The organism is Burkholderia sp. Se-20378 (assembly GCF_017104665.1).
GTDB classification, from domain to species: domain Bacteria; phylum Pseudomonadota; class Gammaproteobacteria; order Burkholderiales; family Burkholderiaceae; genus Burkholderia; species Burkholderia lata.
Genome location: NZ_JAAGPG010000075.1, coordinates 1 through 26,308, shown reverse-complemented (window position 1 = coordinate 26,308; position 26,308 = coordinate 1). Strand labels below are relative to the sequence as shown.

The window sequence follows — 26,308 nt, the reverse complement described above, 5'->3', positions numbered from 1 at the left end:
CCTCGCCCCCCCCCTTTTCCCACACGGCGCTCTTCCGAGCCCCCGGGCGCATCGCACCCGCGAACGCGTCGCCGTTGCGGTCCGGCGTGTTCAGCGGCGAATCGGCCAGCACCGCCGGCACCGACAGGCGGCCGCTGTTCACGAGCTTGCGCGCGAACTCGCAATCGCGCGCAAGCTTCAGCGTCGCGTCGCGGAACACGCGCGACACCGGACTCTTCGGCGTGATGAAGTCGGTCGAGCGCGTCGAATTGCGGATGTTCTCGTCGGCAGCGAACTCGCGCTCGCTCGCATAGGTATCGAGCAGGCTGTCGGCGGAACCGCCGTCGAGCACGAGCTTCAGCTTCCATGCGAGGTTGTCGGCATCCTGCACGCCACTGTTCGCGCCGCGCGCGCCGAACGGCGACACGCCGTGCGCGGAGTCGCCCGCGAACAGCACGCGGCCGTGACGGAACGACTCCATCCGTTGGCAACGGAACGTATAGACGCTCACCCATTCGAGTTCGAACTCGACGTCCGGCCCGAGCAGCGCGCGCACGCGCGGGATCACGCGCTCCGGCTGCTTCTCGGCGACGGGGTCGGCATCCCAGCCGAGCTGGAAGTCGATGCGCCACACGTTGTCGGGCTGGCGATGCAGCAGCACGGACTGATTCGGGTGAAACGGCGGGTCGAACCAGAACCAGCGTTCGGTCGGAAACTCCGCCTTCATCTTCACGTCGGCGATCAGGAAGCGGTCCTTGAACGTGCGGCCGTGGCTTTCGAGGCCCATCATCGTGCGCATCGGGCTGCGCGAGCCGTCGGCCGCAATCACGTACTGCGCGCGCAGCGTCGCGACGCCTTCCGGCGTCTCGATCGTCAGCACCGCGTGTTCGGCCGACTGGTCGATACCCGTCACCTTGTGCTTCCAGCGGATGTCGATGTTCGGCAGCTCGAACGCGCGGTCGGCCAGGTAGCCTTCGACGTAGTACTGCTGCAGGTTGATGAACGCGGGGCGCGCGTGCCCTTCCTCGGGCAGCAGGTCGAACGCGTACAGCTGCTCGTCCTGCAGGAACACCTTGCCGACGTGCCAGCTCACGCCCTTGTCGACGAAGCGCTCGCCGCAGCCGAGCCGGTCGAAGATCTCGAGCGTGCGCTTCGCGAAGCAGATCGCGCGCGAGCCGGTCGACAGCGTGTCGTCGTCGTCGAGCAGCACGACGGGCACGCCCTGCTGCGCGAGGTCGATCGCGGCCGCAAGGCCCACCGGGCCCGCGCCGACGACGATCACCGGGTGCACGGTCGTGTCCTGCGTACGCGGACGGTATTCGAACTTCAGCGTCTGGTAATCGATGTTCATGGTCGCCATCCGCTCCTCAACCCTGCCGGGCGCTCGTCGGCACGCCCGTCATCCCGCCCGTCACCTGCCGGCGTGCCGCGCCGCTCTCCCGCGTGCAATTCCTGTCAACCGCCACGTCTCGCTCCTTGCTTCCTGTTGATTCGTAACGGCGCCGTCTCGCGGCGCCCGCATGCCGCATTTCTTGATCGGCGACAAATCTTGGATTTACGAATAGTAAAACCAATTACGAATAGTGAAATCAACGTAAACCCTAGGCGAAGCGTCGACGACGGGATAACCATATGAACGAAACGCCAAGCCGAGCTTGGCCGGCGCTGCTAATATCAAGCTACGAGGCGGCCCGTTCGGCCGCCGTTTTTCCTTCTTACGCCGATGATTCCGCCCACCATTCCCGAGCTGGTCGCCCGTGCCGGGCAACTGCCGTATCTACGGGATCACCTCGCGCTCGCCGATGGCGGCACCGCAAGCGCGACCCTGCCCGAGCGCACGCTCGGCAGCGCCTACGAACCGATCTACGACGTGACGATGCCCGGCGCGCCGCAATCGACGTCGTTCGCCGACGCGATCGAGCGCTACGGCGACGAGCTCGGCTTCCAGGCCGTCACGTTGGTGACGGGCGCGCCGCACGATCCGGTCGACTCGGCCGTCGACGACCAGACGCTCGTCGCGATCGACCGTCTGTCGCGCGCGCTGCATGCGATCAATTTCTTTGGCGCACAGCGCCACGGGCTGCTGTTCCTGCGCGTGCACGAACGGCTGCTGAAGAGCGTGAAGTACGACCACGGCAAGCATTTCTCGTCGGTGCTGCAGCGCTTCGGGCTGCCGACCGAGCGGATCGTGATCGAGCTGCCGGCGGTCGCGGTCGCGCACAAGACCTTCCTCGGCTACCTGACGCGCAGCTACCAGCATCACGGCTTCAAGGTCGCGGACAAGCTGCCCGACCCGGGCCGCATCCTCGCGGTCGAATCGGAGATGGCGCGCCCGGACTACATCAAGATGGATGCGGGTATCGCGTTGCGCGACGGGATGGTCAAGGCGCTCGTCGCCTATGCGCAGCGCGTGCGGATTCCGCTGATCTTCGACGGCGTCGTCGACGAAACGCAGTGCGAGCTGCTGCGCCAGTACGACGTCCGGTTCATGCAGGGGCCCGTGTTTGCGAAGGTCGTGACGGCCTGAGCCTGAGTGGATGAGATCGTCCGCACACGCGTGGCGCCGTGTGCCGAATGTGGAATACCAGTGATGTGACGGGGGATCGGGCCGCCTGGCTTGGCCCGTCGCCCGATGTCCGGCGGGTGGTTGCCGGCCCCATGGAAAGACCGGCTTCGCGGGAGCGTACGCGCCTCGTTGCCGGCACAGTCGGTGTCGGCGATTACCTACCGCTTACGCCCTTCCGCCATCGTCGTACTTGGGCAGGTGGTCGCCGATCTCGATGCCCGGGAAGCGATCCCCATACCAGACATGCCAGGCCGGACGCAGCCGTGACGGCTCGTCGAGCGTCGCGGAATTGATCTCGACCGTCTTGGGTGCATCGATTTGCCGGTATTCGAGCTGTGCGCCGCAACGGCCGCAGAAGCGCCGCTCGCCCCACGCGCTCGACGCATAGACCGTCGGCTCTCCTTGCAGGTATTCGAACGCGTCGATCGGCACCGATGCCGACGCGACGACCGCCGCGCCGGTCGTGCGCTGGCAGAGCCGGCAGTGGCAAAAACCGGCGTCGGTCGGAACATGGGCGATCCGGTATCGAATCGCGCCACATGCGCATCCGCCTTCCATCGGTTCTGCGTGAGACATGGCAACCCTCTTCGTCGGTGAGCTGGCGAACGATCATGCGCGCGGTTCGCCCGCGGCACAACCGGCGGCGGTGGTGTCGCTCTCGTGCGTTATCGCCGGTGCCGGCGACGGCACCGCTACCGCTCGCGTTCCTTGCTCAAGCCGTCTGCCCGAGCCGCTGTGCAAGCGCCTTCAGCTTCGGCCCGACCTGCGTACGGAACACGTCCTCGTCCATCGACGATGCGGGGCCGCTGCAGCTCAGGATCAGCCAGCGCCCTTCGCGTGGCTCGCGAAACGGTACGGCCGCCGCGTTGACGTCCATGTGCCACGCGCGGAACGAATAACAGCACCCGCCCGACGAGAACTCGGCCACCGCCTGCTGCGCGGCGGCGACGAGCGCATCGGCGTCGGCCGCGCCGCCGGCCGCGCGATGCAGTTCCGCGTAGAGCGCGCGGCGCACGTCCTCCGGTTGCACGGCCAGGTACGCGCGCCCCATCGAGCTCGTCAGCATCGACAGCCGCGAGCCGGGCGCAAGCCCGAGCGTCAGCGCGGTCTCGCTGCGGATCGTCTCCAGATAGATCATGTCGAGCCCGTCGCGGCAGCCGAGCGACACGGCCGCGCCGATGTCGCGTGCGAGCGCCTGCATGTGCGGCCGCGCGAGGTCGATCGTCCCCGAGCCCGACAGCAGCGCGTAGCCGAGGGACAGCACGCCGGCGTCGAGCGCATACTTTCCGAGCGTCTCGTCGTAGCGGAGGTAGCCGAGCACGGTCAGCGTGTAGGCGAGCCGGTTCACGGTTGCCTTCGGCAGCCCCGTGCGCTCCGCGAAGTCGCGGTTGCCGAGCATCGTCTCGCCGGGCCGGAATGCGCGCAGCAGGTCGAGCCCGCGCGCGAGCGCGACGACGAACTTGCGTTCGTCGATCGTGGTTTCGTCGATGGTTGAAAGTGTCATCTGGTGCTACACTGGGTTCGATTTGCAAAACATTGTTCCGCACAGCGGAACTTCCGTCAAGCAAACTCTCAGGCAACAAACCCGGCTGAATCAGGGACCGACCGCAAAGCATGGGGCCCGGGAAAGCGCTGAAGTGCCCAACTCGGGTCGACCGCAAAGCATGGGACCCGAGTAAGCGCTGAAGCGCTAACTCGGGTCGACAGGAGATGAGACGATGAGTGCTGCAACTTTTCATTGGGACGATCCGCTGCTGCTCAACCAGCAACTGACCGAAGAAGAGCGGATGGTGCGCGATGCCGCGCAAGCGTACGCGCAGGACAAGCTCGCGCCGCGCGTGACCGAAGCGTTCCGCCACGAGCGCACCGACGCCGAAATCTTCCGCGAGATGGGCGAAGTCGGCCTGCTCGGCCCGACGATTCCCGAGGAATACGGCGGCCCCGGCCTCAATTACGTGAGCTACGGCCTGATCGCCCGCGAAGTCGAGCGCGTCGACTCGGGCTACCGGTCGATGATGTCCGTGCAGTCGTCGCTCGTGATGGTCCCGATCTACGAATTCGGCTCCGACGCGCAGAAGCAGAAATACCTGCCGAAGCTCGCCACCGGTGAATGGATCGGCTGCTTCGGGCTGACCGAGCCGAACCACGGCTCCGATCCGGGCAGCATGGTCACCCGCGCAAAGAAAGTGCCCGGCGGCTACTCGCTGTCCGGCGCGAAGATGTGGATCACGAATTCGCCGATCGCCGACGTGTTCGTCGTGTGGGCGAAGCTCGAAGAGAACGGCAAGGACGCGATCCGCGGCTTCATCCTCGAGAAAGGCTGGAAGGGCCTGTCGGCACCGGCGATCCACGGCAAGGTCGGGCTGCGCGCATCGATCACCGGCGAGATCGTCCTCGACGAAGTGTTCGTACCGGAAGAGAACCTGATGCCGAACGTGAGCGGCCTGCGCGGCCCGTTCACGTGCCTGAACTCGGCGCGCTACGGGATCGCGTGGGGCGCACTCGGCGCCGCCGAGTCCTGCTGGCACACCGCGCGCCAGTACGTACTCGACCGCCAGCAGTTCGGCCGGCCGCTCGCCGCGAATCAGCTGATCCAGAAAAAGCTCGCCGACATGCAGACCGAAATCACGCTCGGCCTGCAAGGCGTGCTGCGTCTCGGCCGCATGAAGGACGAAGGCACGGCGGCCGTCGAGATCACGTCGATCATGAAGCGCAACTCGTGCGGCAAGGCGCTCGACATCGCCCGGCTCGCGCGCGACATGCTCGGCGGCAACGGTATCTCCGACGAATTCGGCGTCGCGCGCCACCTCGTGAACCTCGAGGTGGTCAACACGTACGAAGGCACGCACGACATCCACGCGCTGATCCTCGGCCGCGCGCAGACGGGCATCCAGGCCTTCTTCTGATCGTCCGGATGCGGCGAGCGCAGCAGCCACGCGGCGCCGCGCTCGCGCAAAAGACACGGCCCGCCCGGCATGACTGCCGGGCGGGCCGTTTTTCATCTGATCCGCGCGCCGGGCCGCCGGCCCGGTTTCGCGTTCATGTGCAGCCGATGCTTACTTGTTCGGCTGCGGCGTGAGGCGCAGATACGGACGCACCGCATTGAAACCCTTCGGGAAGCGCTTCTTCAGCTCTTCCGGATCCTGCAGCGACGGCACGATCACGACGTCGTCACCATCCTTCCAGTTGCCGGGCGTCGCGACCTTGTAGTTGTCGGTCAGCTGCAGCGAGTCGATCACGCGCAGCACTTCGTCGAAGTTGCGCCCCGTGCTGGCCGGGTACGTGATGGTGAGCCGCACCTTCTTGTTCGGGTCGATCACGAACAGCGAACGCACCGTCAGCGTTTCGTTCGCGTTCGGGTGGATCATGTCGTACAGCTGCGAAACCTTGCGGTCCGCATCGGCGATGATCGGGAAGCCGACGACCGTCGACTGCGTTTCGTTGATGTCGTTGATCCAGCCCTTGTGCGACTCGACACCGTCGACCGACAGCGCGATCACTTTTACGTTGCGCTTCTCGAATTCGCCCTTCAGCTTCGAGGTCAGCCCGAGTTCGGTCGTGCACACCGGCGTGTAGTCGGCCGGATGGGAGAACAGGACACCCCAGCCGTCGCCCAGCCACTCGTGAAACTTGATCGGGCCCAGGCTCGATTCCTGCTCGAAATCCGGTGCGATGTCGCCAAGACGCAGACTCATGATGTTCCCTCCTCGAACGATGCTGGTTGAAACCGCGCCCGGGTCGGCGCGGGAAAGTCTGTCAGCTTACGGGAAGCAATGGGGCATGCGAACGATTATTCCGTTTGATATTCATACTTTTTTGTCATTTTTGCCCGGTGTCGGCGCCGGACAGGCGGCCACGCGGGAAACTTTTCACCCCGTTTGGCGCTCTGTTGATGATTACAAGTCGTTTACCATGCGGTCTTGCACTGCCGTCGTGTGTCTTCCCGGCTCGCCAGCAGGCAGGCGTTTCGCTACGATGTGAACCTGCAGCATGACAGCACGAAGGGAGTTGCAATGTCGGAAATCAACAAGGAGAAACTGATGTCGGATATCAAAACCGTTCTCTCGGACGCCGAAGACCTGCTCAAGCAAGCTGCGAGCAGCACGGGCGACCGTGCGGCCGAGCTGCGCGAGAAAGCCATGTCGCGCCTGAAGCAGGCCAAGGAAAAGGCAGCCGACGTCCAGGTCGTAGTGGTCGAGAAAGGCAAGAAGGCTGCACGCGCGACCGACGATTACGTGCACGAGCATCCGTGGACGTCGATCGGCGTCGCCGCCGGCGTCGGCGTGCTGATCGGCCTGCTGATCAACCGCAAGTAACGCGCTCTGCGCCGTTTCGTCCCGTTGGCCGCGTTGTGCGGCCTGCGGGCGTCGAAGCCAGCCGGCAGTTTCCGCCGGCCGGCTTTGTCCTAGCTGCACACTGCACGCGCACGCACCTCACCCATGACGACAGACACCACCTCGCAGCCGTCCGGCCAAGGACCGCTGCGCCGCCTCGTCGGCTCCGCGATCGGACTGCTGCAAACGCGCCTAGAACTGGTGGGCATCGAGCTTGCCGAGGAGAAGGAGCGCCTGATGGGCGTGCTGTTCCTCGGGCTCGCCGCGATGATGCTCGCGACGATGGCACTCATCAGCCTGACCGTACTCGTCGCGATCGCGTTCTGGGATACCTATCGCTGGCAGTCGCTCGCGGCGATCACCGCGCTGTATGCCGCGGGCGGGATCGCCTGCGCACTGAAGGCCCGTTCGGGCCTGCGCGATGCGCCGACCGTATTCGAGGCGACACTCGCCGAACTCGAGAAAGACCGCGAACTGTTCCGCGGCAAGCCGTGAACGCAGTCGCGCTCACCCCTCCCACCTACTTCGCCGACGCGCCATGAGCCAGAACGTCACGGGCAATTCACCCCGCTCCCATTCGTCGCGATCGAACTGGAGCGCGTCGCAGCATCGCGCGCTCCGCAAGGAACTGCTGATCCTGCGATCCGAAGTCGAGCGGCTCGAACTCGCGGAGGCCGCCGGCGAAATGCGCCAGGCCGTCACGCGCTTCAGCTGGCTCAAGGTGTTCGTCCCCGGCCTGTCCAGCAACAAGTTCAGCCAGTCTGCCAAGAACCTGAACGCGAGCCTCGGCCAGCTCGTCAACCAGTATCCGATGCTGAGCTCGCTCGCATCGCTCGTGCTCGCCAAACCCGTTCGCTCGCTGCTGCGCGCGAGCGCAGGGCCCGCGCTGAAGTGGGGCACCCTCGGTTTTGCTGCATGGGAGATCTACCGGATCTGGAAGGAGTCCCGCGACGAGCGCGGGCTCGACACACACGACGACTGACCGCCAGCATCCTGCGCGCACGGCCAAGCGCCGTGGCGCGCCTTTCCGCCGAACTCAACGCGCCCCCCAGCACGCCGCGACCTGTCCGTCGCCTCCATCACTCCGCACATTGCCTTTCGTCCCGTCCGAACGCAGCGTGAATGCACCGCACGCATCGTCGTGCATCGAGCCCGTGTCGAGCGGGATTGCCTCCAGTGCATAACTTATCGGCGAATCGTCGCCGTCCGGCCGCCTGAGCGCCAATCGATAGACCGCGCGCCCGTCCGGCGGCGCTTGCGTGAGCGCCATCGGCAATGCCGAAGGCGGCACACCGTCCAGTGTTTCGAGATATTGGGCCGCCCGGTACAACGCAGCGACCGCCGACGCGCGATGAACGCGCACGACATGCTCGCGATACGACGGGATGCCCCATCCGGCCAGCACCGCGACAATCGCGAGCACGATCATCAGTTCGATCAACGTGAATCCCGCCGAGCGGTACACGAACGTGCGACAGATCATCGAAGCACCGTCGCGATGCGACGCCAGTGCAGGGCGACGATATGTCCGTCGCGGATCGCGACCTGATGCTGCAGCCAGACGGCGCTCGATGCATGCGCACCCACGCCACGCGCGGTGACGACGTAAGCGCGGCCGCCGGCCGGCCCTACTCCGCGCCACGCTTCGATCAGGCATCGCGGCGGTTGCGCAGCCATCGGCCATCCGGCAAACGGCGCGAACGCTTCGGCGACCGCTAGCGCCGGCGTGCGCCGCCACGCGTCGGGCTCCGCGTGCGACTCGCCTTCGCTCATGTACGGCGCCGAACCCTGGCGCAATCGCGCGGTGCACGCGGCAAGTGCGGCATCGGCCGCGTGGAACGCGACCAGCCGATCGGACAACGCGCGCGTGCGGCGCGATTCCGTCAGTGCGGCTTCGAACCACGTGCCGGTCAGCGCCGCGACCGCTGCGCCAACTGCGATCACCGCGGGCAATGCAAGGCCCGCTTCGCGACGCCGATCACGGCTGGCTGACCGTGAGCGAATGTGCGGCGCTCGCTGGCCCGTTGTCGAGGTTGCCGCACCTGCAGCGAGCCACGGCACGTGGCCGTTTGTCGCGATACGCTCGTGCGTATTGCGTACCGCGACGCGTCGCGACCTCCCCCGCGCGTACTGCTCCGCTCCGTTCATCGCCGCACCCCGCGTTCATCCGAGGCATCACGCGACGTATCGTCGGATGCGTGCGCAGCATTCCTCAAAGCGACGATGCGATCGAGCGTCAGACGCGCGCGGCCGTCTTGCCCAACGACTGGGCGGCCGTCGCAGTCGACGTGCCGCACGGGCTCGCCCGCCGGTTCGCCGCGCGCCCGCACGCAGACGTGCACGGCCACGACATCGCGCCAGTCGTCGCCGCGCAATGCATCGGCATCGACGAACTGCGTGCCGCCGCTGCGAAGATAGCGCACCCGCAACTGATCGATTCCCGACACGACCGGCTGCGGCGTACCCGGACGGCCGTTTCCTTCGCAATACAGTTCAGGCTCGCCCGTCGACGGGCTGGTGTGCACATCGAAGCGGTTCTCCACCAGCGCACGTTCACCGGACACGCCGACGCCCTGCCCGAGGCAATCCGACACCTGGCCACTAACGGTGAGCCACGTCGACACGGCATCGCCGACATACCGGATCAGCAAAGCGTCCGACGCAGCGCGCACGGGCTCGCACCGTACCTGCGCGCCCTCTCCTCTCACACGTGCCATCGAACAGCCGAACACGGGTGGCAACGACGACACGTCTTCCACATCGAGCGGCCGGAATCCGGCCATCTGGATCTGCTGGCCGATCAGCATCAGTGCGGTGCCGGCAGCATCGCGCATCCGGAACCCGTCGTCCGCGCGCCGCTGTGCGACGCGCTGCGCGTGGTACAGCGCACCGGCCGCCGCGAGCACGAGCAGACCGACGGCCATCGCAATCAACACTTCAAGCAGCGTATGCGCGCGCATGCGGCGATCAGCGTTCATTGGCGTCAGCCTCCCGATACGGAATCCGGACACACGACGGCGGCTGCGTCGACCTGCCCGCCGCTTCGCATCGCGCCCCGGTAGCCGCCTTGCCGCCGCGCCAGCCGACAATCGTGTAGCGGACGCCATCCGGCCCGTCGTCTTTCGTCATCGCGCCGCCGGGCAGCGACGCTGCGACCCGCGCCGCGAGGCCATCGTCGGCCTCCGCGGCGACGTGCAAGCGCTCGATACGCGCATCGGCCAGCCACAGCGCGCGTTCACGCCAGATCGTCGCGCGTTGCGCACGCGCCATCGCAAGCTGACTGCCCGCCACGACCAGCATCACGGTCGCGAGTAGCGCGATGGCCAGCATCGCTTCGATCAGCGACGTACCGCGCATTGCGTTGCGCATGGCACTCACGCCGCGTCGCAGCGGCCGGCGACAATCCGCGCCCGCCCGCCTGCCGCGATCCGCACACAACGCGATGCATGCGCGTCGTCAGCCCCCGGCACATCGCGTCGCGGACGCAATTCGAAACGGCGGATGCCACCGATTGCCTGACCGACCGGCGGTGCGAACGCGAGATCGTGCGCGGCACCCGCGACGGCCACTTCGACATCGCGCGGATAGCGCCGCAGCACGCGTGACTGCCCGTCGACTTGCCCGCTGACGATCCAGTCGCACGACCATTCGGCCGGAGCGCACCGCTCGCCGACGCGCAGACAGGTGCCGGCGTTCCCGGCGCGGCACAGCGTGACGCGCACGCCGAGACGCGTCGCCTCGGTACGTGCAAACGACAGCGCACCGAGCAATGCACGCGACCGTGCATCCACGCGTTCGCGCATGCGCCACTGGTCGAACGCGGGCGCCGCATAGAGCGCGATCCCGGCCGCCAGCGAGATGGCAACCATCAGCTCGACGAGCGTGAACCCGCCCGAGCGTCGCAACATGTTTTTCAGGGGTTGAGCGTGTAGTCCCATCGCAGCCGTCCTTCGCCAAGGTGATGCGACGACTGTAGCGGCGCGTGCGAACGCGCACCATTTGCCGAATGGCCGACTGGCGGCATGCGATCGCGACCGACACAATCGGCGCGAACTGACCCAACGGAGAAGACGATGAACGGACGCAGCGCGTCAGCGCTTACGCGGAGACTTGGCGGGAGAGGCGCGACGGAACTCTTCGATCACGTCGGCAAATTCGGAAACGTCCTCGAACCGGCGATACACCGATGCGAAGCGGACATAAGCGATCGTATCGAGGCCGCGCAACTCGTTCATCACGAGTTCGCCGAGCTTCTCGCTACGCACTTCGCGCTCGCCTGTCGCGAGCAGTTGATATTCGATGCGGGCGACCGCCGCGTCGATCGCGTCGGCAGCAACCGGCCGCTTGCGCAGCGCGAGTTGCATGCTGGCGACGATCTTGCGACGGTCGAATTCCGTGCGGCTGCCGTCCTTCTTCACGACGAACGGCAGGGACAGCTCGACCCGCTCGTACGTCGTAAAGCGCTTGTCGCAAGCCGAGCAGCGACGGCGCCGCCGGATCGCGGCGCCATCTTCGGACACGCGGGAATCCACGACCTGCGTGTCGTCATGCCGGCAGAACGGGCAGCGCATCGTCGATCAGCGATAGACCGGGAAACGCTTGGTCAGCTCGGCAACCTGCGCGCGCACGCGCTCGATCGTCGCCGCATCTTCCGGGTTGTCCAGCACGTCCGCGATCAGGTTGCCCACCTGTTCCGCTTCCGCCGGACCGAAGCCGCGCGTCGTCATCGCCGGCGAGCCCAGGCGCACGCCGCTCGTCACGAACGGCTTTTCCGGATCGTTCGGGATCGCGTTCTTGTTCACCGTGATGTGCGCCGCGCCCAGTGCCGCTTCCGCGGCCTTGCCCGTGATGTTCTTCGCGCGCAGGTCCACCAGCATCACGTGGCTTTCCGTACGGCCCGACACGATCCGCAGGCCACGCTTCACCAGCGTCTCAGCCAGCACGCGTGCGTTCTCGACCACCTTCTCCTGGTACGCCTTGAATTCCGGCGACAGCGCTTCCTTGAACGCCACGGCCTTGCCCGCGATCACGTGCATCAGCGGGCCACCCTGGATCCCCGGGAAGATCGCCGAGTTGATCGGCTTCTCGTACTCCGCCTTCATCAGGATCACGCCGCCGCGCGGGCCGCGCAGGCTCTTGTGCGTCGTCGTCGTCACGAAGTCCGCGTGCGGCACCGGGTTCGGGTACACGCCCGCTGCGATCAGGCCCGCGTAGTGCGCCATGTCGACCATCAGGTATGCGCCGACCGACTTCGCGATCTTCGCCAGACGCTCGAAATCGATCTTCAGCGAGAACGCCGACGCGCCCGCGACGATCAGCTTCGGCTTGTGTTCCTGCGCGAGCTTCTCGGCGGCTTCGTAGTCGATGTCTTCATTTTCGTTCAGGCCGTAGCTCACCACGTTGAACCACTTGCCCGACATGTTCACGGGCGAACCGTGCGTCAGGTGGCCGCCGTGCGCGAGGCTCATGCCCATGATCGTGTCGCCCGGCTTGAGCATCGCGAAGAACACGCCCTGGTTCGCCTGCGAACCCGAGTTCGGCTGCACGTTCGCCGCTTCCGCGCCGAACAGTTGCTTCACGCGGTCGATCGCCAGCTGCTCGACCACGTCCACGTATTCGCAGCCGCCGTAGTAGCGCTTGCCCGGATACCCTTCCGCGTACTTGTTCGTGAGTTGCGAACCCTGTGCAGCCATCACGGCCGGGCTCGTGTAGTTTTCCGACGCGATCAGCTCGATGTGATCTTCCTGGCGGCGGTTTTCCTGCTCGATCGCGGCAAAGATTTCGGGATCGACGTTCGCAATGGTGCTTTGGGCTCTGTCAAACATACGGTTTCCGTTAAGTGTGTACAGGTTGACCGGAGCGGCCGAGTACGGTGCGCTGCTGGCGGGACCAGCTCGACGTGGCGGAAGAATCCGTATGACGCGAGGCAGGACAGCCACCGGCGATGCACGCGACGGCGCACAACGGCTGCCCAGGCGAACGGCAAAAACGGCGCCCCGCGCTTCACGGTGGGATGCTCCACCTTGAACCCGAAGGGTTCTATCGCCAGTCACGCGGGGGTGATGAGCGCGTTAGTGTATTGGATGCGTCATGAATAGGCAACCGCACGGCGGTGCGCCGGAAGCAATTGGGGCCAGACTCTACGCGCCCGTGCGGGAACGCTTTGCCGCCTTGCCGCGGTGCGGCAATCTCAGTAGGCTTGCGGGATACCACCCGCTATTTTGTCATCGACCAGGAGCAGCAATGATCGTGTTCGTCACAGGCGCGTCCGCCGGCTTCGGCGCCGCCATCGCCCGTGCCTTCGTCAAGGGAGGCCACCGCGTCGTCGCGACCGCGCGCCGCAAGGATCGTCTCGATGCACTCGCCGCCGAACTCGGCGATTCCCTTCTGCCGCTCGAGCTCGACGTCCGCGATCGCGCGGCCGTCGAGGCCGTGCCGGCCGCCCTTCCCGCCGAATTCGCGGCGCTCGACGTGCTCGTCAACAACGCCGGCCTCGCGCTCGGCGTCGAGCCGGCCCAAAAGGCCAGCCTCGACGAATGGCACACGATGATCGACACGAACTGCACGGGCCTCGTCACGGTCACGCACGCGCTGCTGCCCGGCATGATCGACCGCGGTCGCGGTCACGTCTTCAATATCGGCTCGGTTGCGGGTTCGTACCCTTATGCCGGCGGCAACGTCTACGGCGCGACCAAGGCTTTCGTCCGACAATTCAGCCTGAACCTGCGCGCCGACCTGCTCGGCACGCCGCTGCGCGTCACCGACATCGAGCCCGGCCTGTGCGGCGGCACCGAATTCTCGAACATCCGCTATCGCGGCGACGACGCCAAAGCGGCGAACGTCTACAACAATGTCCAGCCGCTGATGCCCGAGGACATCGCCGACACGATCTACTGGATCGCGACGCGCCCGGCGCATGTGAACGTCAACACGATCGAGCTGATGCCGATCGCGCAAGCCCCCGGCGGCCCGACCGTCCACCGCGGCTGAAGCCACGCGGGCCCGGCCCCTTCCGGGCCGGCCCGCAATGTGCTACGGCATACTACATTCCGTTACGAATCGGTTACGAATCAGGCTCCTGCCTTCCGGTAGAATGCGCGCCATGACCCAGCCTACCCGCTCCCCGGAAGCGCCCTCCGGCTTCATCTGGCCGGTGCGCGTGTACTACGAGGATACCGACGCAGGCGGCATCGTCTTCTATGCCAACTACCTGAAGTTCTTCGAACGCGCCCGCACCGAGTGGCTGCGCGCTTGCGGCATCGACCAGCGTCAGCTCGCCGACGACACCGACGCGATCTTCGTCGTCCGCAGCACGTCGCTCGACTACCGCGCACCGGCGCGACTCGACGACGCACTGGCGATCACGAGCCGGCCCGGGCGCATCGGCCGCGCATCGGTGGAATTCACGCAGGAAGCCTGGTGCGGAAACACGCTGCTCGTGGCCGGACACATCCGTCTCGGCTGCGTCGACCGTACCGGCATCCGGCCTGCGGCCATCCCGCCGGCCGTGCTCGACGCGCTGCAGCGCGGGCCCGTCATCGACGACGGGCAGACTGCCCTGTCAACGAAGCTCGCATGAGCCCCGTTTAGACAAAGCCTATGAACTTGCCTTTCTGATTCGATACTAAGCAAGGTTCGGCGTCAGGCATGGCCGGCGCGCCGCGCCACACGCATACCGGGCGCCCCGAAGGGACGTTACTCAAACCTCTATGAACACTTCTCAAGACCTGTCGATCATTTCCCTCGTCCTCAACGCGAGCGTGCTGGCCCAGGCCGTGATGGGGCTGCTGCTGCTGCTGTCGCTGATGTCGTGGACCTTCATCTTCCGCAAGTGGTTTGCGATCCGCCGCGCACGCGTGCAGACCGAACGCTTCGAGAAGGATTTCTGGTCGGGCGGCGACCTGCAGGCGCTGTATCAGAGCGCAGCCAACAACCGCCACACGATCGGCGCGCTCGAGCGGATCTTCGAATCGGGCATGCGCGAATTCCTGAAGGCGAAGGAAAAGCGCATCAGCGATCCGGGCCTCGTGCTCGATGGCGCACGCCGCGCGATGCGCGCGTCCTTCCAGCGTGAAATGGACGTGCTCGAAGCGAACCTCGCGTTCCTCGCATCGGTCGGCTCGGTCAGCCCGTACATCGGTCTGTTCGGCACGGTCTGGGGGATCATGAACTCGTTCCGCGGCCTCGCGAACGTGCAGCAAGCCACGCTCGCGAACGTCGCACCGGGCATCGCCGAGGCGCTCGTCGCCACCGCGATCGGCCTGTTCGCCGCGATTCCGGCGGTGGTCGCGTACAACCGCTACGCGCACGACATCGACCGCCTCGCGATCCGTTTCGAGACCTTCATCGAAGAGTTCTCGAACATCCTGCAGCGTCAGGCCCAGTAAGGAGCGCGCCATGGCAGGAAGTCCCATCCGTTCCAGCATGCGCGGCGGCCGCTCGCGCCGCGCAATGGCCGACATCAACGTCGTGCCGTACATCGACGTGATGCTGGTGCTGCTCGTGATCTTCATGGTCACCGCACCGCTCGTCGCTCCGTCGATCATCAACCTGCCGACCGTCGGCAACGCCGCACCGCAGGAGCAGACGCCGCCCGTCGTCGTCAACATCAAGGCCGACCGCACGATGAGCGTCAAGTACAAGGGCGACTCGGGCGCGACCCAGGAAGACACGATGACTAAGGCCGAGCTCGACAGCTTCATCGTCGCCCGGCAGGCTGACCATCCCGACCAGCCGGTCGTGATCGCGGCCGACAAGACCGTGCAGTACGATGCCGTCATGACCGTGATGTCCGATCTGAAGGCGCGTGGCGTCAAGCGCGTCGGCCTCCTCGTCAAATCGCAATGAACCGGCAGCAATCCACGCGCAGCTCCGCCTACCCGCCTCAGCCCCCCCGCGAGCGCGGCACCTGGCGCGCATTCGCGCTCGCCGCGCTGATGCACGTGCTGCTCGCGCTGTTTCTCTATCATGGCGTGCAGTGGCAGAACAGCACGCCGGCCGGCGCCGAAGCCGAGCTGTGGACCGAGGTGCCCGATGTCCCCGCGCCGCGGCCCGTTGTCACACCCACACCGCCCGTGAAGGTCGCGCCGCCCCCTCCCCCGGTGCGCGACGAGCAGGCCGACATCGCGCTGCAGCAGAAGAAGCGGCAGCAGGAAGCGGCCGCGCGTGAAGCGCTGCTCGAACAGCAGCGCCGCGCGCAGCAACTGAAGGCCCAGCAGGAAGAGGAAGCCCGGCGCGCGCAGCTCGCGGCGCAGCAGGCAGCCGCACTCGCGGCACAAAAAGCCGCGGACCGCGACAAGCAGAAGCAGGCCGACAAGCTCAAGCAACAGCAGCTCGCCGAGCAGCAAAAGCTCGAACAGCAAAAACTTCAGCAGCAGAAGCAGGCGCAACTCGAAGCACAGCAGGCGGCGAAGGCGAAAGCCGATGCGGCCGCGAAGGCAAAGGCGGAAGCCCAGGCCAAGGCGAAGGCCGAAGCCACGGCGCGCGCGAAGGCCAATGCGGCAGCGAACGCGAAGCTCGACCGCGAGCGCAGCGCACGCCTGGCACAGATGCAAGGCCTGTCCGGCGCCGGTGAAGGCGGCGGCGAAGGCCTCGCGAAAAGTGGCACGGGCACGGGCTCCGGTGGCAATGCCGCCACGCCCGGCTATGCTGACAAGGTGCGCCGCCGCGTCAAACCGAACATCGTTTGGGGCGGCGAGCGAGCAGGCCTGACCACCGTCGTCAAGATTCGGTGCACGCCGTCCGGTGACGTATTGAGCGCATCGGTTTCCCGCTCCAGCGGGAATTCGGGGTGGGATCAAGCCGTGGTCAATGCGATCCACGCATCGGTCCCGTTGCCGCCCGATTCTAACGGTCGTACCCCGTCGGACATTACGATTACCTTCAAGGCTGCGGAGTGAAAGGAAATGCGCTTACACTCCGGGCGTCGCTGTCGGACGGGAACGAATCGGGTATTTTTACTGTCTCTGCCGTTGCGCAGCGATCCAAGTCATACGGGAAGCAAGAAGCATGAGTTTGATGACAAAGCTAGGTTTCAGGGCACTCGTGGCCTCGTGTCTGATCACGGCGGGCAGCGCCGCTAATGCCCAGGTCAACGTGCTGATCACCGGTGTCGGGTCGACCCAGTTCCCCATCGCCACCGCGAATTTCGCGAATGAGGCGAACCTGCCGCAGCAGGTCACGTCGATCGTCCGCGCCGACCTCGCCCGCAGTGGCAAATTCACCAACATCGACGCTGGCAGCACGCCGGTGCCGGAGAGCGCATCGGTCGATCTCGGCGCCTGGAAGGCCAAGGGCGCGAATGCGTTCGTCGCCGGCAGCGTGAACCGCGAGGCGAACGGCCAGTACAAGGTCAACTTCATCCTGTACGACACCGTGAAGCAGCAAAGCCTCGGCGGCCTGTCGCTGACAGCCACCGACACCACGCTGCGCACGGCCGGCCACAAGATCGCCGACTACATCTACCAGAAGCTGCTCGGCGTGCGCGGCGTGTTCGCCACGCGCCTGTCGTACGTGATCAAGACCGGTAACCGCTACCAGCTGCAGATCTCGGATTCGGACGGCCAGAACGCGCGCATCGCGCTGTCGAGCACCGAGCCGATCATCTCGCCATCGTGGTCGCCGAGCGGCACGAAGGTCGCGTACGTGTCGTTCGAGCGCAAGAAGCCGATCGTCTACATCCACGACCTGCCGACCGGCCGTCGCTACATCGTCTCCGACCAGAAGGGCAACAACAGCGCACCGGCATGGTCGCCGGACAGCAACACGCTGGCCGTCGCGCTGTCGCTGACGGGCAATACGCAAATCTATACGGTCAACTCGACGGGCGGCGGCCTGCGCCGCCTCACGCAGAGCAGCTCGATCGACACCGAGCCGTTCTACTCGCCGGATGGCCACTGGATCTACTTCACGAGCGATCGCGGCGGCGCGCCGCAGATCTACCGGATGCCCGCACAGGGTGAAAGCGCCGGTGCCGCGCAGCGCGTGACTTTCACCGGCAGCTACAACACGAGTCCGCGTATCAGCCCGGACGGCAAGCTGCTCGCTTACATCTCCCGCACGGGGGGAGGCTTCAAGCTGTACGTTCAGGATCTGCAGTCTGGCGCGGCGAACGCCATCACGAATACGAATCGCGACGAATCGCCGAGCTTCGCGGCAAACGGCCAGTACCTTCTGTACGCTACCCAGTCGGGTGGTCGCAATGTTCTGGCAGCAGTGCCCTCCGACGGCAGCGCGCCGCCGCAAATCCTGTCCGTCCAGGGCGGCTCCGTTCGTGAGCCGTCGTGGGGGCCCTTCATGCAATGACCACAAGGAGAGTAAACATGATGTCGAATAAAGCTCGTCTGGCCCTGGCCGTGATGATGATCAGCGCGCTCGCAGCGTGCAAGTCGGGCGTGAAGCTCGACGACAAGGCAAACAACGCGGGTGCAGTCAGCACGCAACCGAGCGCCGACAACGTCGCGCAAGTGAACGTCGACCCGCTGAACGACCCGAACAGCCCGCTCGCGAAGCGCAGCATCTACTTCGACTTCGACAGCTATTCGGTGAAGGACGAGTACCAGCCGCTGATGCAGCAGCACGCTCAGTACCTGAAGAGCCATCCGCAGCGCCACGTGCTGATCCAGGGCAACACCGACGAACGCGGCACGAGCGAGTACAACCTCGCGCTGGGCCAGAAGCGTGCGGAAGCCGTCCGCCGTGCGATGGCACTGCTCGGCGTGAACGATTCGCAAATGGAAGCCGTGAGCCTCGGCAAGGAAAAGCCGCAGGCAGCAGGTCACGACGAAGCATCGTGGGCGCAGAACCGTCGCGCCGACCTCGTCTACCAACAGTAAGTAACGGAAGAATCGCCGTATGACGCACCGTGTATCCCTGCTGCGCGTTGCCGCAGCATTCTGCGTCGCCGGCGCGGCGTGGTCGGCCGCGCCGGCGCACGCCGGCGTGTTCGACGACAACGAAGCGCGCCGCGCCGTGCTCGATCTGCGCAGCAAGACCGACAACCTGGCGAGCCAGTTGTCGGCCGCCCAGCGTACGATCCTCGATCAATCCGGCCGTCTCGACCAGCTGAACCAGCAGGTCGCGACGCTACGCGGCGAGAACGAGGATCTGACGAACCGGCTGACGACGCTTGAGCGGCAGCAGAAGGAGTACTACCAGGATCTCGACACGCGGCTCAAGAAGTTCGAGCCGCAGCAGGCGACGATCGATGGTGTCGAAGGCACCGTGCAGCCGGGTGAAACGGATGCGCTCAGTGCGGCGCAGCAGCAGTTCCGCAACGGCAACTTCAAGGCGGCGGCGGCTTCGTTCCGTGCGTTCATCGCGAAGTATCCGCAGAGCCCCTACCAGCCGACCGCGCAGTACTGGTATGGCAATGCGCAATACGCGCTGCGCGACTACCGCGGTTCGACTGCAACGTGGCAAGGGATCGTCAGCAAGTTCCCGCAGCACCCGCGCGCAGCCGACGCCCTCGTGGCAATCGGCACGAACCAGCTCGAGCAAGGCCAGAAGGCGGCCGCCAAGAAGACGTTCGAGCAGGTCGTTTCGCAGTATGCCGGGTCGAACGCCGCGCAGACCGCGCAGGGCAAGCTTGAGACGATCAAATAATTATCGCGGCGGGTTGTTGACAGCCTGACAATCCGTCGCTATAATCTTTTGCTCTTTGGGTCGTTTGCCAAGTTGTTGAAGCAACGAACCAACAGGTTTCAAGAACGTGGGGTGGTAACTCAGTTGGTTAGAGTATCTGACTTTTAATCAGAGAGTCGAGGGTTCGAGTCCCTCCCACCCTACCAACTATCTTCGATAGTGCAAATCAAAGCCTCCCAAGTGGAGGCTTTTTTGCGTCTGGCGCATCCCTGTCGCGCGCGCTCCCGACTCCGCTACCGGACGGGGCACGCACAATGGCCCCGCCAGCACATCAACGCACACTGACGTCGCGCAGCACGCCACCATATCCCGCGTACAGATTGCCGTCGGGCAGCAACTCCCGCTGCACAAGCTGGCGATGCACGACCGGCAAGTTGTGGAACGGCATCCGCGCGAACAGGTGATGTTCGATATGAAAATGAATCGCGTGCGGGCCGAACAGGAATGTCTGCCACGAACGCCGGGCGATCGTGCGCGCGTTGCGGCTCTGGTCGGTACATGCCGGCAGCCCCGCATGCTCGAAGATTGCACGCACCTGCCCGGCGAGCGGCAGCAGCGTGACGGACGGCACGATCCACAACGTCACGTACAGCAGCGGATGCCCGACCAACGCGAGTGTGCCGAACAGCACACCGTTGCCCGCCAGCATCGACGCGACTTCCCATGCGACATACGCGCGCGACTTCCCGACCTTCGGCAGCGCATGCGCGAACTCGCCGCGTGCGAGCTTCACGACACTCGTCACGTAGCCGATCCCGCATGCGTACGCGAGCAGGCGGCCGATCAGCCGCCCGCGCGTCACCGGATAGTCATGCACGCCGAACAGCAGCGCGACGGGATCGTCCGACTCCATCGGTGCGCGATGGTGCTTCAGATGGCCTGCGCGATACGTCCGTAGCGACAACCACAGCGGGCCCGCCGCGAACAGTTGACCCAGCGCGTCGTTGGCACGCCGGTTCCGCGCCAGCAACCCGTGCGCGCCTTCGTGCATCATGACCGCGAGCGCAAGCTGGCTGCGTGCGATCACGATCGCGGCCAACGCGTACACGAGCGGATGCGGAAACGCGATCGCAACCGCGAACGCAGCAGCAATCATCAGCCAGTCGCCCGCCAGCGCCGCGCCGACGCGCGATGCGCTCACGCGAAACAACGCGGGATCGGGCACGAACCGCGCAAGCTCGGCATTTGGCCCGGCATGGTGAACACGGGCATCCGTCACGCGAGCCTCCCGCGCAGCGCACGCCGCTCGACCCACAGCGCACTGACCATCGCGAGCGCCACGCCGCCCAGCACATCGGCCACCGTATGCTGCTTCAGCGTCAGCGTCGACGTGCAGATCAGCAGGCCGACCGACACTGTCACGAACCGTCGCCGGTCCGCCAGCATCCGGCAGGCAAGACACGTCACTGCGACATGCAGGCTCGGAAAACCGTTGGCCGCGAGATCGAGTTGCCACATGCGCGCGAGACGGTGGCGCACGAACGCGTTGCCGATCTCCGCGACGTCGGGCCGCGGCACGGCTTCCGGGAAGAGCAAGAAACACAAGACACCGAGCACGAACGCGATCAGCACGGCCTCCTTGAATGCGGCGAACGCGGGCGGCCGCGCATACGCGGCAAGCGCGATCACGAACGGAAAGAAGCCGACATAGACGAACCACGACCACGCAATGAACGGAATCCGCGCATCGATCGACGTGGCCAATACATAGCGCGGCGTGACGCTACGCTCCAGCAGAAAGAAGATCGCGAGGCCGGCTGCCATGCCGAACGTCGCGGCCAGCATCTGCCGGATATCGGGCCTGCGATCGTCACGAAACGACAGCGAATTCATCGTGGCGCCGGCGCCTCGCATCGCGTATCCGTATCGGCCACCCGCGCACGCGGACGCAGCGCGAGGAGGCGCGACGTCCATGCGTCGACGCGCGCACGCGCCTGCTCGCGGCCGGCGATCGTTCCTGCCTGCGTACCAGGGTTGCGCATCAGTTCGGCTGCAGCCTGCCCGACTTCCCACCGAAATGCGGCCGCATCGCCGCGCCAGGTGACGACGCGATGCACGAGTTGCAGCCGCGCGGCGCGCTCGGCGTTGCTCGCCTGCTCAGGCTGATCAGACTGCACGAGCAGGATCGGGCGGTGATACACGCGTGCGATCGACAGCGCAGCCATGCCGGGTGCCGACACGATCAGCGGTGCATGGGCGGCGCACGTCACCCAGTCGGCGTCGATGCCGGTCCAGCCGTCGTGCCCGGCATAGCCCTCACCCACACGGTGCGTCGCGATTCCTGCGTCGCGCATGCCGGCCGACAACGCATCGGCGAGCGCGATGTCGCGGAAGTGCGGGTTCAGATAGACGGCTGCTGCAGCCGGTTCCGAAGCTGGCCGCTCGGCGACGATCGGCACCGGCGTCGGCAGCCGGTAATGCGTGCACGATCGCCGGACTTCGTCGTCGGCATCGTATGCGAAATCGTGTTCGATGCAACACGCCGCCGAATCGATCTGCCAGTCGACGATCCGTGCAAAAGCACGCGCCAGTGCGCGCGGCAGCCGCGCATCGAAATTCGCTGTCAACGCGCGGCGCAGGCTTCCGCCGTATACGTGGACGACGCGGCGGCGCCAGCCCGGCATCGCGCCCATGAACAGCAGCGCCGGATGAAACGAGTCGTTGATCACGAGATCGGCATCGCGGACGATCGCTCGCAGTCGCGCGATGTCACGCAGCATGCGTGTCGGCCTGAACACATAGTGCGCGACATTGCGGTCGGTCGCGTCGCGCAGCATGTTCTGCCGTTCGTCGAACTGCACCGCGTAGTGGCGGGACAACACGGTCGCGTCGATGTCGAACGCAGCCAGAAACACCTGCCCCGCATCGGACGTCGTCAAGACGTCGACCTGCGCGCCGGCCGCACGCAGCGCGTGCACGAGCAGTTGCGCGCGCATCAGGTGGCCGCGTGCGTCGGCCGTCGCGAGATAGACGATTCGCGGCATTATGCGCGCGGACGAAGCGACTGGAGCCAGCCGGCCGCAACCATCGCCAGCGCACCCGTCACGCCGAAACCGGCTTCGATCGCACGGATCTCCTCGAGCAACGCGGCGAGATGTGCGGTCTCGGACGGCGCAACCAGACGCCGCAGCGTGTCCGAGCAGAGCCTCACATGCCGCGTCTCGTCGGCAAGCACGCGCGCGAGTAGCGGGTGCAACGGATGTGCATCGCCGATCGTTTCGCAGTGGCGCGCAAGTACGCGCATCGCCATCTGTTCCGCGCACAGACCCGTCGCATAGGCCGGCACGAGCACGCCGTGCGAGAAATGCGGCGCATGGCGCTGCGCGAGCCGGCGCCATCGCATGATCTTGCGTCGGCTCAGCCAGTCGGGCTCATGGGGTGCAGTCGACGGCGCGACACCGCGCTCGCGCAGCGCATCGGCAAACGCGGCCGCATGGCGACGCTCGTCCGCGAGATGCTGCTCGATCCGCGGCGCGAGCCAGTCCGGCGGCTGTCCGGTCCAGTCTTCGTGCAGCGCGCACTCGGTCGCTTCCTCGCCGATCAGGTACATGCGCAGCACCCAGCGCTCGCCATGTGTGCTGCGATGGAGCTGCCGGATCGCCGCCCGCTTGATGCGATCGACGAGGTACGCGCGCACCCGCGCCGCACCGCGCGGCACGGGCGCATCGAGACAGTCGAAGCGTGCATCGCGCGCCGCGTGCGGCGACGCCGGCAGGTCGCCAGCCGCGGTCATGCCGGCACGCCCCGGACGGACGCGGATTTCGTCGCGGACGCCGCAGCGGCTGCCGGATCGCGACGCCATCCGAGGATCAGGCCGATGAAGCTTTCCTGCATGAATGCGTGCGCGGATGCGGTCGCGCCCGCAAATGCTTCCTCGCGGCCGTTGACGCGCAGATAGCCGTTGCCGTCTCGCGCGCCGAATTCGATCCGGTCGTTCTTCCTGAAGCCGCGTGCACGCATGTCCTTCACGAGCGCGCTGCCGTCGAGGCCGAACAGGAACAACTCGCGCTGGGCGACCCACACCGGAATGTGATTGCTCAGTGCATCGAAACGAATCGCCCACGTGCCTGATGCGAGTGCGCGATCGACGTCGGCATCGTGCGGCGCGTTCGACGTAAAGCTCGCACGCGCGACCGACTTAGTCAGGCCGCCGACACCAAGCGCGATCGTGATGTCGTCCGCGGACGGCTGCTTCGGATCGGTCGCGCTCACCTTCACGAGATGCCGCGCGAGTCGCGATGCAAGCGACGGATGCGCGAACAGCGCCAGCGTTTCGTCCGGCGTGAGCACGTCGCGTTCGCGTTCGCCCTCGCCCTCCTTCACGCGCACACGATACGGATCGATCCTGACCTCGGTGAACGTGCCGTGCACGGGCGCATGGACGTACACGTCGCGGTCCCATTTCGCGCCGTCGCGACGCAGCAGCACGTGCACGCTCAGCGGCACGCGCCGGCCGTCGCCGTCGATGCCGGTGCCCTGCAGGAGCACGTCGCCGAGCACGTCCTTCGTGCGACGCGTCGCATCGCTCGAGAAGACGATCGCGTGTGCATCGGTATCGATGCTCGCGTGAACGTCCGGCGCATCGAGCGCGACGCGATTGCAGTCCGCGGAGGCCGCGTTCGCGAATGGGCAGCCGCTTTGCGACGCGAAGTGGTAAATCCCGCGCCCCGCATGATCGACCGGCGCGGCATGGGCGCCGACGCTGGCGGCAAACAGGGCGAGGCTGGCAACACGGGTGGCGAAAGAGGACATGGTCGTTATCTGTATGGATGCAGGATGTCGGCTGTCATGGCCGCGCACGATGCGCGGCGCCGGTTCAATGACGGTGATAGGACAGCGCTTCGAGATCGCGCCGGGCCGATGCGCGCCCGGCGAGCCCGAAACCACGCGCGAGCGCGCCGAGCGTATCGACGGCAGACGCCGCGATCGTGACGCCGATGGCCGCGAGATAGCGGACGGCGCCAAGCGGCGGCAACTGCTGGCGATTCAGCGCGCGCAGGCTGTAGCCGAGCCGCATCGCCATCACGCAGAACGGGCCGAGCGGGCCGCTGCGGCCGAGCCACTGCCAGCCGCGCGGCAGGTACGCGTTCACGAGATAAGGTGTCAGGCCGACGCTGTCCTCGCCGCGCATCCAGCGCAGCTTCAGCGATTCGCGTTGCGTGTCCGGCAGCCGATGTTCGGTGTGCGCGTCCGGTGCGAACTCGACAGCCACGCCGGCTGCCTGCATCCGCAGCCCCATCACCTGGCAATGCGCGCGATAGACGCCGTCGAGCGGCTCGTAGCGAAATTGCGCGAACACCTCGCGCCGGAACGCGACGTTGTTCGCGTAGAAGTTGCGCGTCGCACCGTCGCGCAGCGGGCTCGGGAAATACATGAAATCGATCGACGTCAGCGCGATGCCGAGCACGTTCGGCGCATAGCTGGTGCGCCCCGCCACCGCGGCGAGCGCATCGCCGGCTTCCCGCGCGAACGGTGCAAGCAGGTGCTCGAGCCAGTCGTCGGCGGGCCGGCAATCGGCATCGCCGAACACGACGATGTCGCAGCGGGCCGCGTCGACGCGGTCGAACCCGTCGTTCTTCGCATCGTAGTAGCCGGTGTTCGCGCCGATCTCGACGAAGTCGATCGGGCGGCCGGCCAGCGCAACGATCTCCGCGCACGCCTCGGCGGGCAGGCCGTCGTGCGTAATGATCCATTGTGCGAGTGCCGCGGGCGGCACGGTCTGCTTCGACAGCGCCGATACGAGGCGCTTCAGGCTGTCGACGGCCTGCGCGAGCCCCGCGCCGCCGCGCAGGTTGTTCGTCTCCAGCACGAGCGCGGCCTGCGCCGCCACGGCACGGACAGCCGCGCGGGTGTGCCGCGTGGGTTCTGTGAAGTCTGGCATCCGGAATATCTCCATCGTCATGCGCACCGGCATGGATGAAACGAATAGGCGGGGAGCCCGCGGCGCATCGGCGAATGCGGGTCACCCGCGACCGTCGTCGCAAAACGGGCGGCCTGGATGGCGCCCGCTTCGCGTCCTGTCACTCCTGGACGGACGGCGCCGAATCGGCGTCGGTATAGCGCGGCTTCGCGTTTTGCAGGTCACGCGTGTTCTTCTGCACGGCGACCGAGCCGAACAGCGCGAGCACGAACGACATCGCGTAGAAGCCCTTCTCGCTCAGTTGCAGTGTCGCGTTGAAGAGGCCGACGACCAGCAGTGCGATCGACAGCAGCAGCGCGATCCAGCTGAGGCCGTAATAGATGCCGGTGACGGGAATGCCTTCCGCGCGGTCGCGGACGCTTTTCTGCAGCGAGATTGCCGCATAGAGACCGAACACCAGCACGGTGAAGTAGTAGCCCTTCTCGTTGAGCTGCATGCCGGCGTTCCAGAGACCGATCAGGAATGCCGCGAAACCGGCGAGCAGCGCGGCCCACGACGCGGCCACGAACGCGAACGACGGCTGCTGGATGGTGGTCTGGTTCATTGCTTTGCCCTCTCTTTCTTCTTGTTCGAAATCGTTTTCGTTGAACTGCGTTTCGCGCATGGTAGCAGCTTTGGCTAGCGGCAAGACGCTGCGCTTGCAGTCTTACAATTCGCGCTGCGCCCGCCGCCAGCGCCCCGGCGTCGTGCCGAGCACCGCGCGAAACGCCTTGCCGAAGGCGGCCTCGGACTGGTAACCGACCGCCTGGCCGATCTCCGCCTGCCCGCGCTGCGTGTCCTGCAGCAGCGCGCACGCGTGCATCATCCGGATCTGCGCGACGAACGCGCCCACGCTCATCCCGGCCCGCTCGCGGAAATGCCGGGCGG

Annotated in this window: 32 protein-coding genes, 1 tRNA gene and 1 riboswitch; of the genes, 14 read left to right on the top strand and 19 right to left on the bottom strand. The window is 66.2% G+C overall.

The features are described 5' to 3' along the window. A partial coding sequence (locus G3N93_RS11510) for an FAD-dependent oxidoreductase (RefSeq protein ID WP_206133041.1) occupies positions 1-1,339 on the bottom strand: 1,339 nt, incomplete at its 3' end. Between the two features lie 363 nt (positions 1,340-1,702). On the opposite strand from G3N93_RS11510, the gene G3N93_RS11505 reads away from it, so the two are divergent. Continuing rightward, entirely contained in the window at positions 1,703-2,506 is an 804-nt protein-coding gene (locus tag G3N93_RS11505) for an EAL domain-containing protein (protein ID WP_174940668.1), read from the top strand. A 204-nt stretch (positions 2,507-2,710) separates the two neighbouring features. On the opposite strand, the gene G3N93_RS11500 is transcribed toward G3N93_RS11505, so the two are convergent. Together G3N93_RS11500 and G3N93_RS11495 are read right to left on the bottom strand one after the other, a co-directional pair. After that, a complete protein-coding gene (locus G3N93_RS11500; protein ID WP_206133040.1) occupies positions 2,711-3,121 on the bottom strand; it encodes a GFA family protein in 411 nt (136 codons plus the stop codon). A 136-nt stretch (positions 3,122-3,257) separates the two neighbouring features. Continuing rightward, a complete protein-coding gene (locus G3N93_RS11495; protein WP_206133039.1) occupies positions 3,258-4,049 on the bottom strand; it encodes an IclR family transcriptional regulator in 792 nt (263 codons plus the stop codon). 214 nt (positions 4,050-4,263) lie between these two features. Between G3N93_RS11495 and G3N93_RS11490 the strand changes: the two genes are divergently transcribed. Then, complete coding sequence (locus G3N93_RS11490) at positions 4,264-5,451, top strand: acyl-CoA dehydrogenase (protein WP_085039561.1); 1,188 nt, start codon at positions 4,264-4,266, stop codon at positions 5,449-5,451. 150 nt (positions 5,452-5,601) lie between these two features. Here G3N93_RS11490 and G3N93_RS11485 read toward each other — a convergent pair whose 3' ends face one another. Continuing rightward, the gene (locus G3N93_RS11485) at positions 5,602-6,240 is read right to left on the bottom strand and encodes a peroxiredoxin (protein ID WP_011351087.1); all 639 of its coding nucleotides are present in this window, start codon (positions 6,238-6,240) and stop codon (positions 5,602-5,604) included. 318 nt (positions 6,241-6,558) lie between these two features. Here G3N93_RS11485 and G3N93_RS11480 point away from each other — a divergent pair, with 318 nt between their 5' ends. The 3 genes from G3N93_RS11480 (at position 6,559) to G3N93_RS11470 (ending at position 7,861) form a co-directional block, all read left to right on the top strand. Then, positions 6,559-6,861 (top strand): YqjD family protein, encoded by a 303-nt coding sequence (locus G3N93_RS11480; RefSeq protein WP_006494044.1) that lies wholly within the window; start codon positions 6,559-6,561, stop codon positions 6,859-6,861. Positions 6,862-6,984: 123 nt separating this feature from the next. After that, on the top strand, positions 6,985-7,374 hold the full coding sequence (locus tag G3N93_RS11475; protein ID WP_021157159.1) for a phage holin family protein: 390 nt from the start codon (positions 6,985-6,987) through the stop codon (positions 7,372-7,374). 43 nt (positions 7,375-7,417) lie between these two features. Next, positions 7,418-7,861, top strand: a complete 444-nt coding sequence (locus G3N93_RS11470; RefSeq protein WP_206133038.1) for a DUF3318 domain-containing protein — start codon at positions 7,418-7,420, stop codon at positions 7,859-7,861. Positions 7,862-7,915: 54 nt separating this feature from the next. Here G3N93_RS11470 and G3N93_RS11465 read toward each other — a convergent pair whose 3' ends face one another. The 7 genes from G3N93_RS11465 to glyA all read right to left on the bottom strand — a co-directional run bounded on the left by G3N93_RS11465 (position 7,916) and on the right by glyA (position 12,704). Continuing rightward, positions 7,916-8,362, bottom strand: coding sequence for a type IV pilin protein (locus G3N93_RS11465; RefSeq protein ID WP_206133037.1), 447 nt, complete (start codon positions 8,360-8,362; stop codon positions 7,916-7,918). Beyond that, positions 8,359-8,820 carry a hypothetical protein gene (locus G3N93_RS11460; RefSeq protein WP_206133043.1) on the bottom strand — a complete coding sequence of 154 codons (462 nt, stop codon included), beginning with the start codon at positions 8,818-8,820 and terminating at the stop codon, positions 8,359-8,361. Before G3N93_RS11460 ends, G3N93_RS11465 begins: the two co-directional genes overlap by 4 nt. Positions 8,821-9,023: 203 nt before the next feature. Then, positions 9,024-9,857: a PilW family protein gene (locus G3N93_RS11455; protein WP_206133036.1), complete on the bottom strand. Its 834-nt coding sequence runs from the start codon at positions 9,855-9,857 to the stop codon at positions 9,024-9,026. Continuing rightward, positions 9,847-10,209, bottom strand: a complete 363-nt coding sequence (locus tag G3N93_RS11450) for a hypothetical protein (RefSeq protein ID WP_374196448.1) — start codon at positions 10,207-10,209, stop codon at positions 9,847-9,849. Before G3N93_RS11450 ends, G3N93_RS11455 begins: the two co-directional genes overlap by 11 nt. A gap of 44 nt (positions 10,210-10,253) precedes the next feature. After that, positions 10,254-10,817: a GspH/FimT family pseudopilin gene (locus G3N93_RS11445; RefSeq protein WP_206133035.1), complete on the bottom strand. Its 564-nt coding sequence runs from the start codon at positions 10,815-10,817 to the stop codon at positions 10,254-10,256. Positions 10,818-10,970: 153 nt separating this feature from the next. Then, the gene (nrdR, locus tag G3N93_RS11440; RefSeq protein ID WP_174939354.1) at positions 10,971-11,450 is read right to left on the bottom strand and encodes a transcriptional regulator NrdR; all 480 of its coding nucleotides are present in this window, start codon (positions 11,448-11,450) and stop codon (positions 10,971-10,973) included. 6 nt (positions 11,451-11,456) lie between these two features. Further along, positions 11,457-12,704: a serine hydroxymethyltransferase gene (glyA, locus tag G3N93_RS11435; RefSeq protein WP_021157166.1), complete on the bottom strand. Its 1,248-nt coding sequence runs from the start codon at positions 12,702-12,704 to the stop codon at positions 11,457-11,459. A 137-nt stretch (positions 12,705-12,841) separates the two neighbouring features. After that, positions 12,842-12,942, bottom strand: a riboswitch (ZMP/ZTP riboswitch). A gap of 180 nt (positions 12,943-13,122) precedes the next feature. Here glyA and G3N93_RS11430 point away from each other — a divergent pair. From G3N93_RS11430 to G3N93_RS11390, 9 genes are all read left to right on the top strand, one after another. Continuing rightward, on the top strand, positions 13,123-13,869 hold the full coding sequence (locus tag G3N93_RS11430) for an SDR family NAD(P)-dependent oxidoreductase (RefSeq protein WP_011351078.1): 747 nt from the start codon (positions 13,123-13,125) through the stop codon (positions 13,867-13,869). A gap of 103 nt (positions 13,870-13,972) precedes the next feature. Beyond that, entirely contained in the window at positions 13,973-14,458 is a 486-nt protein-coding gene (ybgC, locus tag G3N93_RS11425) for a tol-pal system-associated acyl-CoA thioesterase (RefSeq protein WP_174939352.1), read from the top strand. A 130-nt stretch (positions 14,459-14,588) separates the two neighbouring features. After that, the gene (tolQ, locus tag G3N93_RS11420) at positions 14,589-15,266 is read left to right on the top strand and encodes a protein TolQ (RefSeq protein ID WP_041492749.1); all 678 of its coding nucleotides are present in this window, start codon (positions 14,589-14,591) and stop codon (positions 15,264-15,266) included. A gap of 10 nt (positions 15,267-15,276) precedes the next feature. Then, positions 15,277-15,726, top strand: coding sequence for a protein TolR (gene tolR, locus G3N93_RS11415; protein ID WP_011351075.1), 450 nt, complete (start codon positions 15,277-15,279; stop codon positions 15,724-15,726). Beyond that, positions 15,723-16,778, top strand: coding sequence for a cell envelope integrity protein TolA (tolA, locus tag G3N93_RS11410; RefSeq protein ID WP_174939350.1), 1,056 nt, complete (start codon positions 15,723-15,725; stop codon positions 16,776-16,778). Before tolR ends, tolA begins: the two co-directional genes overlap by 4 nt. 109 nt (positions 16,779-16,887) lie before the next feature. Further along, complete coding sequence (gene tolB / locus G3N93_RS11405) at positions 16,888-18,183, top strand: Tol-Pal system beta propeller repeat protein TolB (protein ID WP_011351073.1); 1,296 nt, start codon at positions 16,888-16,890, stop codon at positions 18,181-18,183. 17 nt (positions 18,184-18,200) lie between these two features. After that, positions 18,201-18,713, top strand: a complete 513-nt coding sequence (pal, locus tag G3N93_RS11400) for a peptidoglycan-associated lipoprotein Pal (RefSeq protein WP_011351072.1) — start codon at positions 18,201-18,203, stop codon at positions 18,711-18,713. Positions 18,714-18,732: 19 nt separating this feature from the next. After that, on the top strand, positions 18,733-19,482 hold the full coding sequence (gene ybgF, locus G3N93_RS11395; RefSeq protein ID WP_011351071.1) for a tol-pal system protein YbgF: 750 nt from the start codon (positions 18,733-18,735) through the stop codon (positions 19,480-19,482). 108 nt (positions 19,483-19,590) lie between these two features. After that, positions 19,591-19,667 (top strand) — tRNA-Lys (locus G3N93_RS11390). 125 nt (positions 19,668-19,792) lie between these two features. On the opposite strand, the gene G3N93_RS11385 is transcribed toward G3N93_RS11390, so the two are convergent. The 8 genes from G3N93_RS11385 to G3N93_RS11350 form a co-directional block, all read right to left on the bottom strand. After that, complete coding sequence (locus G3N93_RS11385; protein ID WP_174939348.1) at positions 19,793-20,740, bottom strand: fatty acid desaturase family protein; 948 nt, start codon at positions 20,738-20,740, stop codon at positions 19,793-19,795. Beyond that, the gene (locus G3N93_RS11380; RefSeq protein ID WP_206133034.1) at positions 20,737-21,354 is read right to left on the bottom strand and encodes a phosphatase PAP2 family protein; all 618 of its coding nucleotides are present in this window, start codon (positions 21,352-21,354) and stop codon (positions 20,737-20,739) included. Before G3N93_RS11380 ends, G3N93_RS11385 begins: the two co-directional genes overlap by 4 nt. Beyond that, on the bottom strand, positions 21,351-22,508 hold the full coding sequence (locus G3N93_RS11375) for a hypothetical protein (protein WP_174984227.1): 1,158 nt from the start codon (positions 22,506-22,508) through the stop codon (positions 21,351-21,353). Before G3N93_RS11375 ends, G3N93_RS11380 begins: the two co-directional genes overlap by 4 nt. Next, the gene (locus G3N93_RS11370) at positions 22,505-23,254 is read right to left on the bottom strand and encodes a ferritin-like domain-containing protein (RefSeq protein WP_206133033.1); all 750 of its coding nucleotides are present in this window, start codon (positions 23,252-23,254) and stop codon (positions 22,505-22,507) included. The genes G3N93_RS11375 and G3N93_RS11370 overlap by 4 nt, the downstream gene beginning before the upstream one ends. Then, a complete protein-coding gene (locus G3N93_RS11365; RefSeq protein ID WP_206133032.1) occupies positions 23,251-24,273 on the bottom strand; it encodes a hypothetical protein in 1,023 nt (340 codons plus the stop codon). The genes G3N93_RS11370 and G3N93_RS11365 overlap by 4 nt, the downstream gene beginning before the upstream one ends. Before the next feature lie 64 nt (positions 24,274-24,337). Next, positions 24,338-25,402, bottom strand: a complete 1,065-nt coding sequence (locus G3N93_RS11360; protein WP_206133031.1) for a glycosyltransferase family 2 protein — start codon at positions 25,400-25,402, stop codon at positions 24,338-24,340. 139 nt (positions 25,403-25,541) lie between these two features. Beyond that, complete coding sequence (yiaA, locus tag G3N93_RS11355) at positions 25,542-25,985, bottom strand: inner membrane protein YiaA (protein ID WP_174913275.1); 444 nt, start codon at positions 25,983-25,985, stop codon at positions 25,542-25,544. Positions 25,986-26,087: 102 nt separating this feature from the next. After that, a partial coding sequence (locus G3N93_RS11350; RefSeq protein WP_206133030.1) for a helix-turn-helix domain-containing protein occupies positions 26,088-26,308 on the bottom strand: 221 nt, incomplete at its 5' end.

Bases quoted from the DNA above. Each gene is read 5' to 3' on its own strand.
- tolA (WP_174939350.1), top strand. From the start codon at position 15,723: ATGAACCGGCAGCAATCCACGCGCAGCTCCGCCTACCCGCCTCAGCCC.
- tolR (WP_011351075.1), top strand. From the start codon at position 15,277: ATGGCAGGAAGTCCCATCCGTTCCAGCATGCGCGGCGGCCGCTCGCGC.
- G3N93_RS11470 (WP_206133038.1), top strand. From the start codon at position 7,418: ATGAGCCAGAACGTCACGGGCAATTCACCCCGCTCCCATTCGTCGCGA.
- G3N93_RS11455 (WP_206133036.1), bottom strand. From the start codon at position 9,857: ATGAACGCTGATCGCCGCATGCGCGCGCATACGCTGCTTGAAGTGTTG.
- G3N93_RS11370 (WP_206133033.1), bottom strand. From the start codon at position 23,254: ATGACCGCGGCTGGCGACCTGCCGGCGTCGCCGCACGCGGCGCGCGAT.
- G3N93_RS11495 (WP_206133039.1), bottom strand. From the start codon at position 4,049: ATGACACTTTCAACCATCGACGAAACCACGATCGACGAACGCAAGTTC.
- G3N93_RS11480 (WP_006494044.1), top strand. From the start codon at position 6,559: ATGTCGGAAATCAACAAGGAGAAACTGATGTCGGATATCAAAACCGTT.
- G3N93_RS11365 (WP_206133032.1), bottom strand. From the start codon at position 24,273: ATGTCCTCTTTCGCCACCCGTGTTGCCAGCCTCGCCCTGTTTGCCGCC.
- tolB (WP_011351073.1), top strand. From the start codon at position 16,888: ATGAGTTTGATGACAAAGCTAGGTTTCAGGGCACTCGTGGCCTCGTGT.
- G3N93_RS11465 (WP_206133037.1), bottom strand. From the start codon at position 8,362: ATGATCTGTCGCACGTTCGTGTACCGCTCGGCGGGATTCACGTTGATC.
- pal (WP_011351072.1), top strand. From the start codon at position 18,201: ATGATGTCGAATAAAGCTCGTCTGGCCCTGGCCGTGATGATGATCAGC.
- G3N93_RS11380 (WP_206133034.1), bottom strand. From the start codon at position 21,354: ATGAATTCGCTGTCGTTTCGTGACGATCGCAGGCCCGATATCCGGCAG.
- G3N93_RS11430 (WP_011351078.1), top strand. From the start codon at position 13,123: ATGATCGTGTTCGTCACAGGCGCGTCCGCCGGCTTCGGCGCCGCCATC.
- G3N93_RS11475 (WP_021157159.1), top strand. From the start codon at position 6,985: ATGACGACAGACACCACCTCGCAGCCGTCCGGCCAAGGACCGCTGCGC.
- G3N93_RS11450 (WP_374196448.1), bottom strand. From the start codon at position 10,209: ATGCTGGCCATCGCGCTACTCGCGACCGTGATGCTGGTCGTGGCGGGC.
- tolQ (WP_041492749.1), top strand. From the start codon at position 14,589: ATGAACACTTCTCAAGACCTGTCGATCATTTCCCTCGTCCTCAACGCG.
- G3N93_RS11445 (WP_206133035.1), bottom strand. From the start codon at position 10,817: ATGGGACTACACGCTCAACCCCTGAAAAACATGTTGCGACGCTCGGGC.
- G3N93_RS11490 (WP_085039561.1), top strand. From the start codon at position 4,264: ATGAGTGCTGCAACTTTTCATTGGGACGATCCGCTGCTGCTCAACCAG.
- ybgC (WP_174939352.1), top strand. From the start codon at position 13,973: ATGCGCGCCATGACCCAGCCTACCCGCTCCCCGGAAGCGCCCTCCGGC.
- nrdR (WP_174939354.1), bottom strand. From the start codon at position 11,450: ATGCGCTGCCCGTTCTGCCGGCATGACGACACGCAGGTCGTGGATTCC.
- G3N93_RS11500 (WP_206133040.1), bottom strand. From the start codon at position 3,121: ATGTCTCACGCAGAACCGATGGAAGGCGGATGCGCATGTGGCGCGATT.
- glyA (WP_021157166.1), bottom strand. From the start codon at position 12,704: ATGTTTGACAGAGCCCAAAGCACCATTGCGAACGTCGATCCCGAAATC.
- ybgF (WP_011351071.1), top strand. From the start codon at position 18,733: ATGACGCACCGTGTATCCCTGCTGCGCGTTGCCGCAGCATTCTGCGTC.
- G3N93_RS11505 (WP_174940668.1), top strand. From the start codon at position 1,703: ATGATTCCGCCCACCATTCCCGAGCTGGTCGCCCGTGCCGGGCAACTG.
- G3N93_RS11485 (WP_011351087.1), bottom strand. From the start codon at position 6,240: ATGAGTCTGCGTCTTGGCGACATCGCACCGGATTTCGAGCAGGAATCG.
- G3N93_RS11360 (WP_206133031.1), bottom strand. From the start codon at position 25,402: ATGCCAGACTTCACAGAACCCACGCGGCACACCCGCGCGGCTGTCCGT.
- yiaA (WP_174913275.1), bottom strand. From the start codon at position 25,985: ATGAACCAGACCACCATCCAGCAGCCGTCGTTCGCGTTCGTGGCCGCG.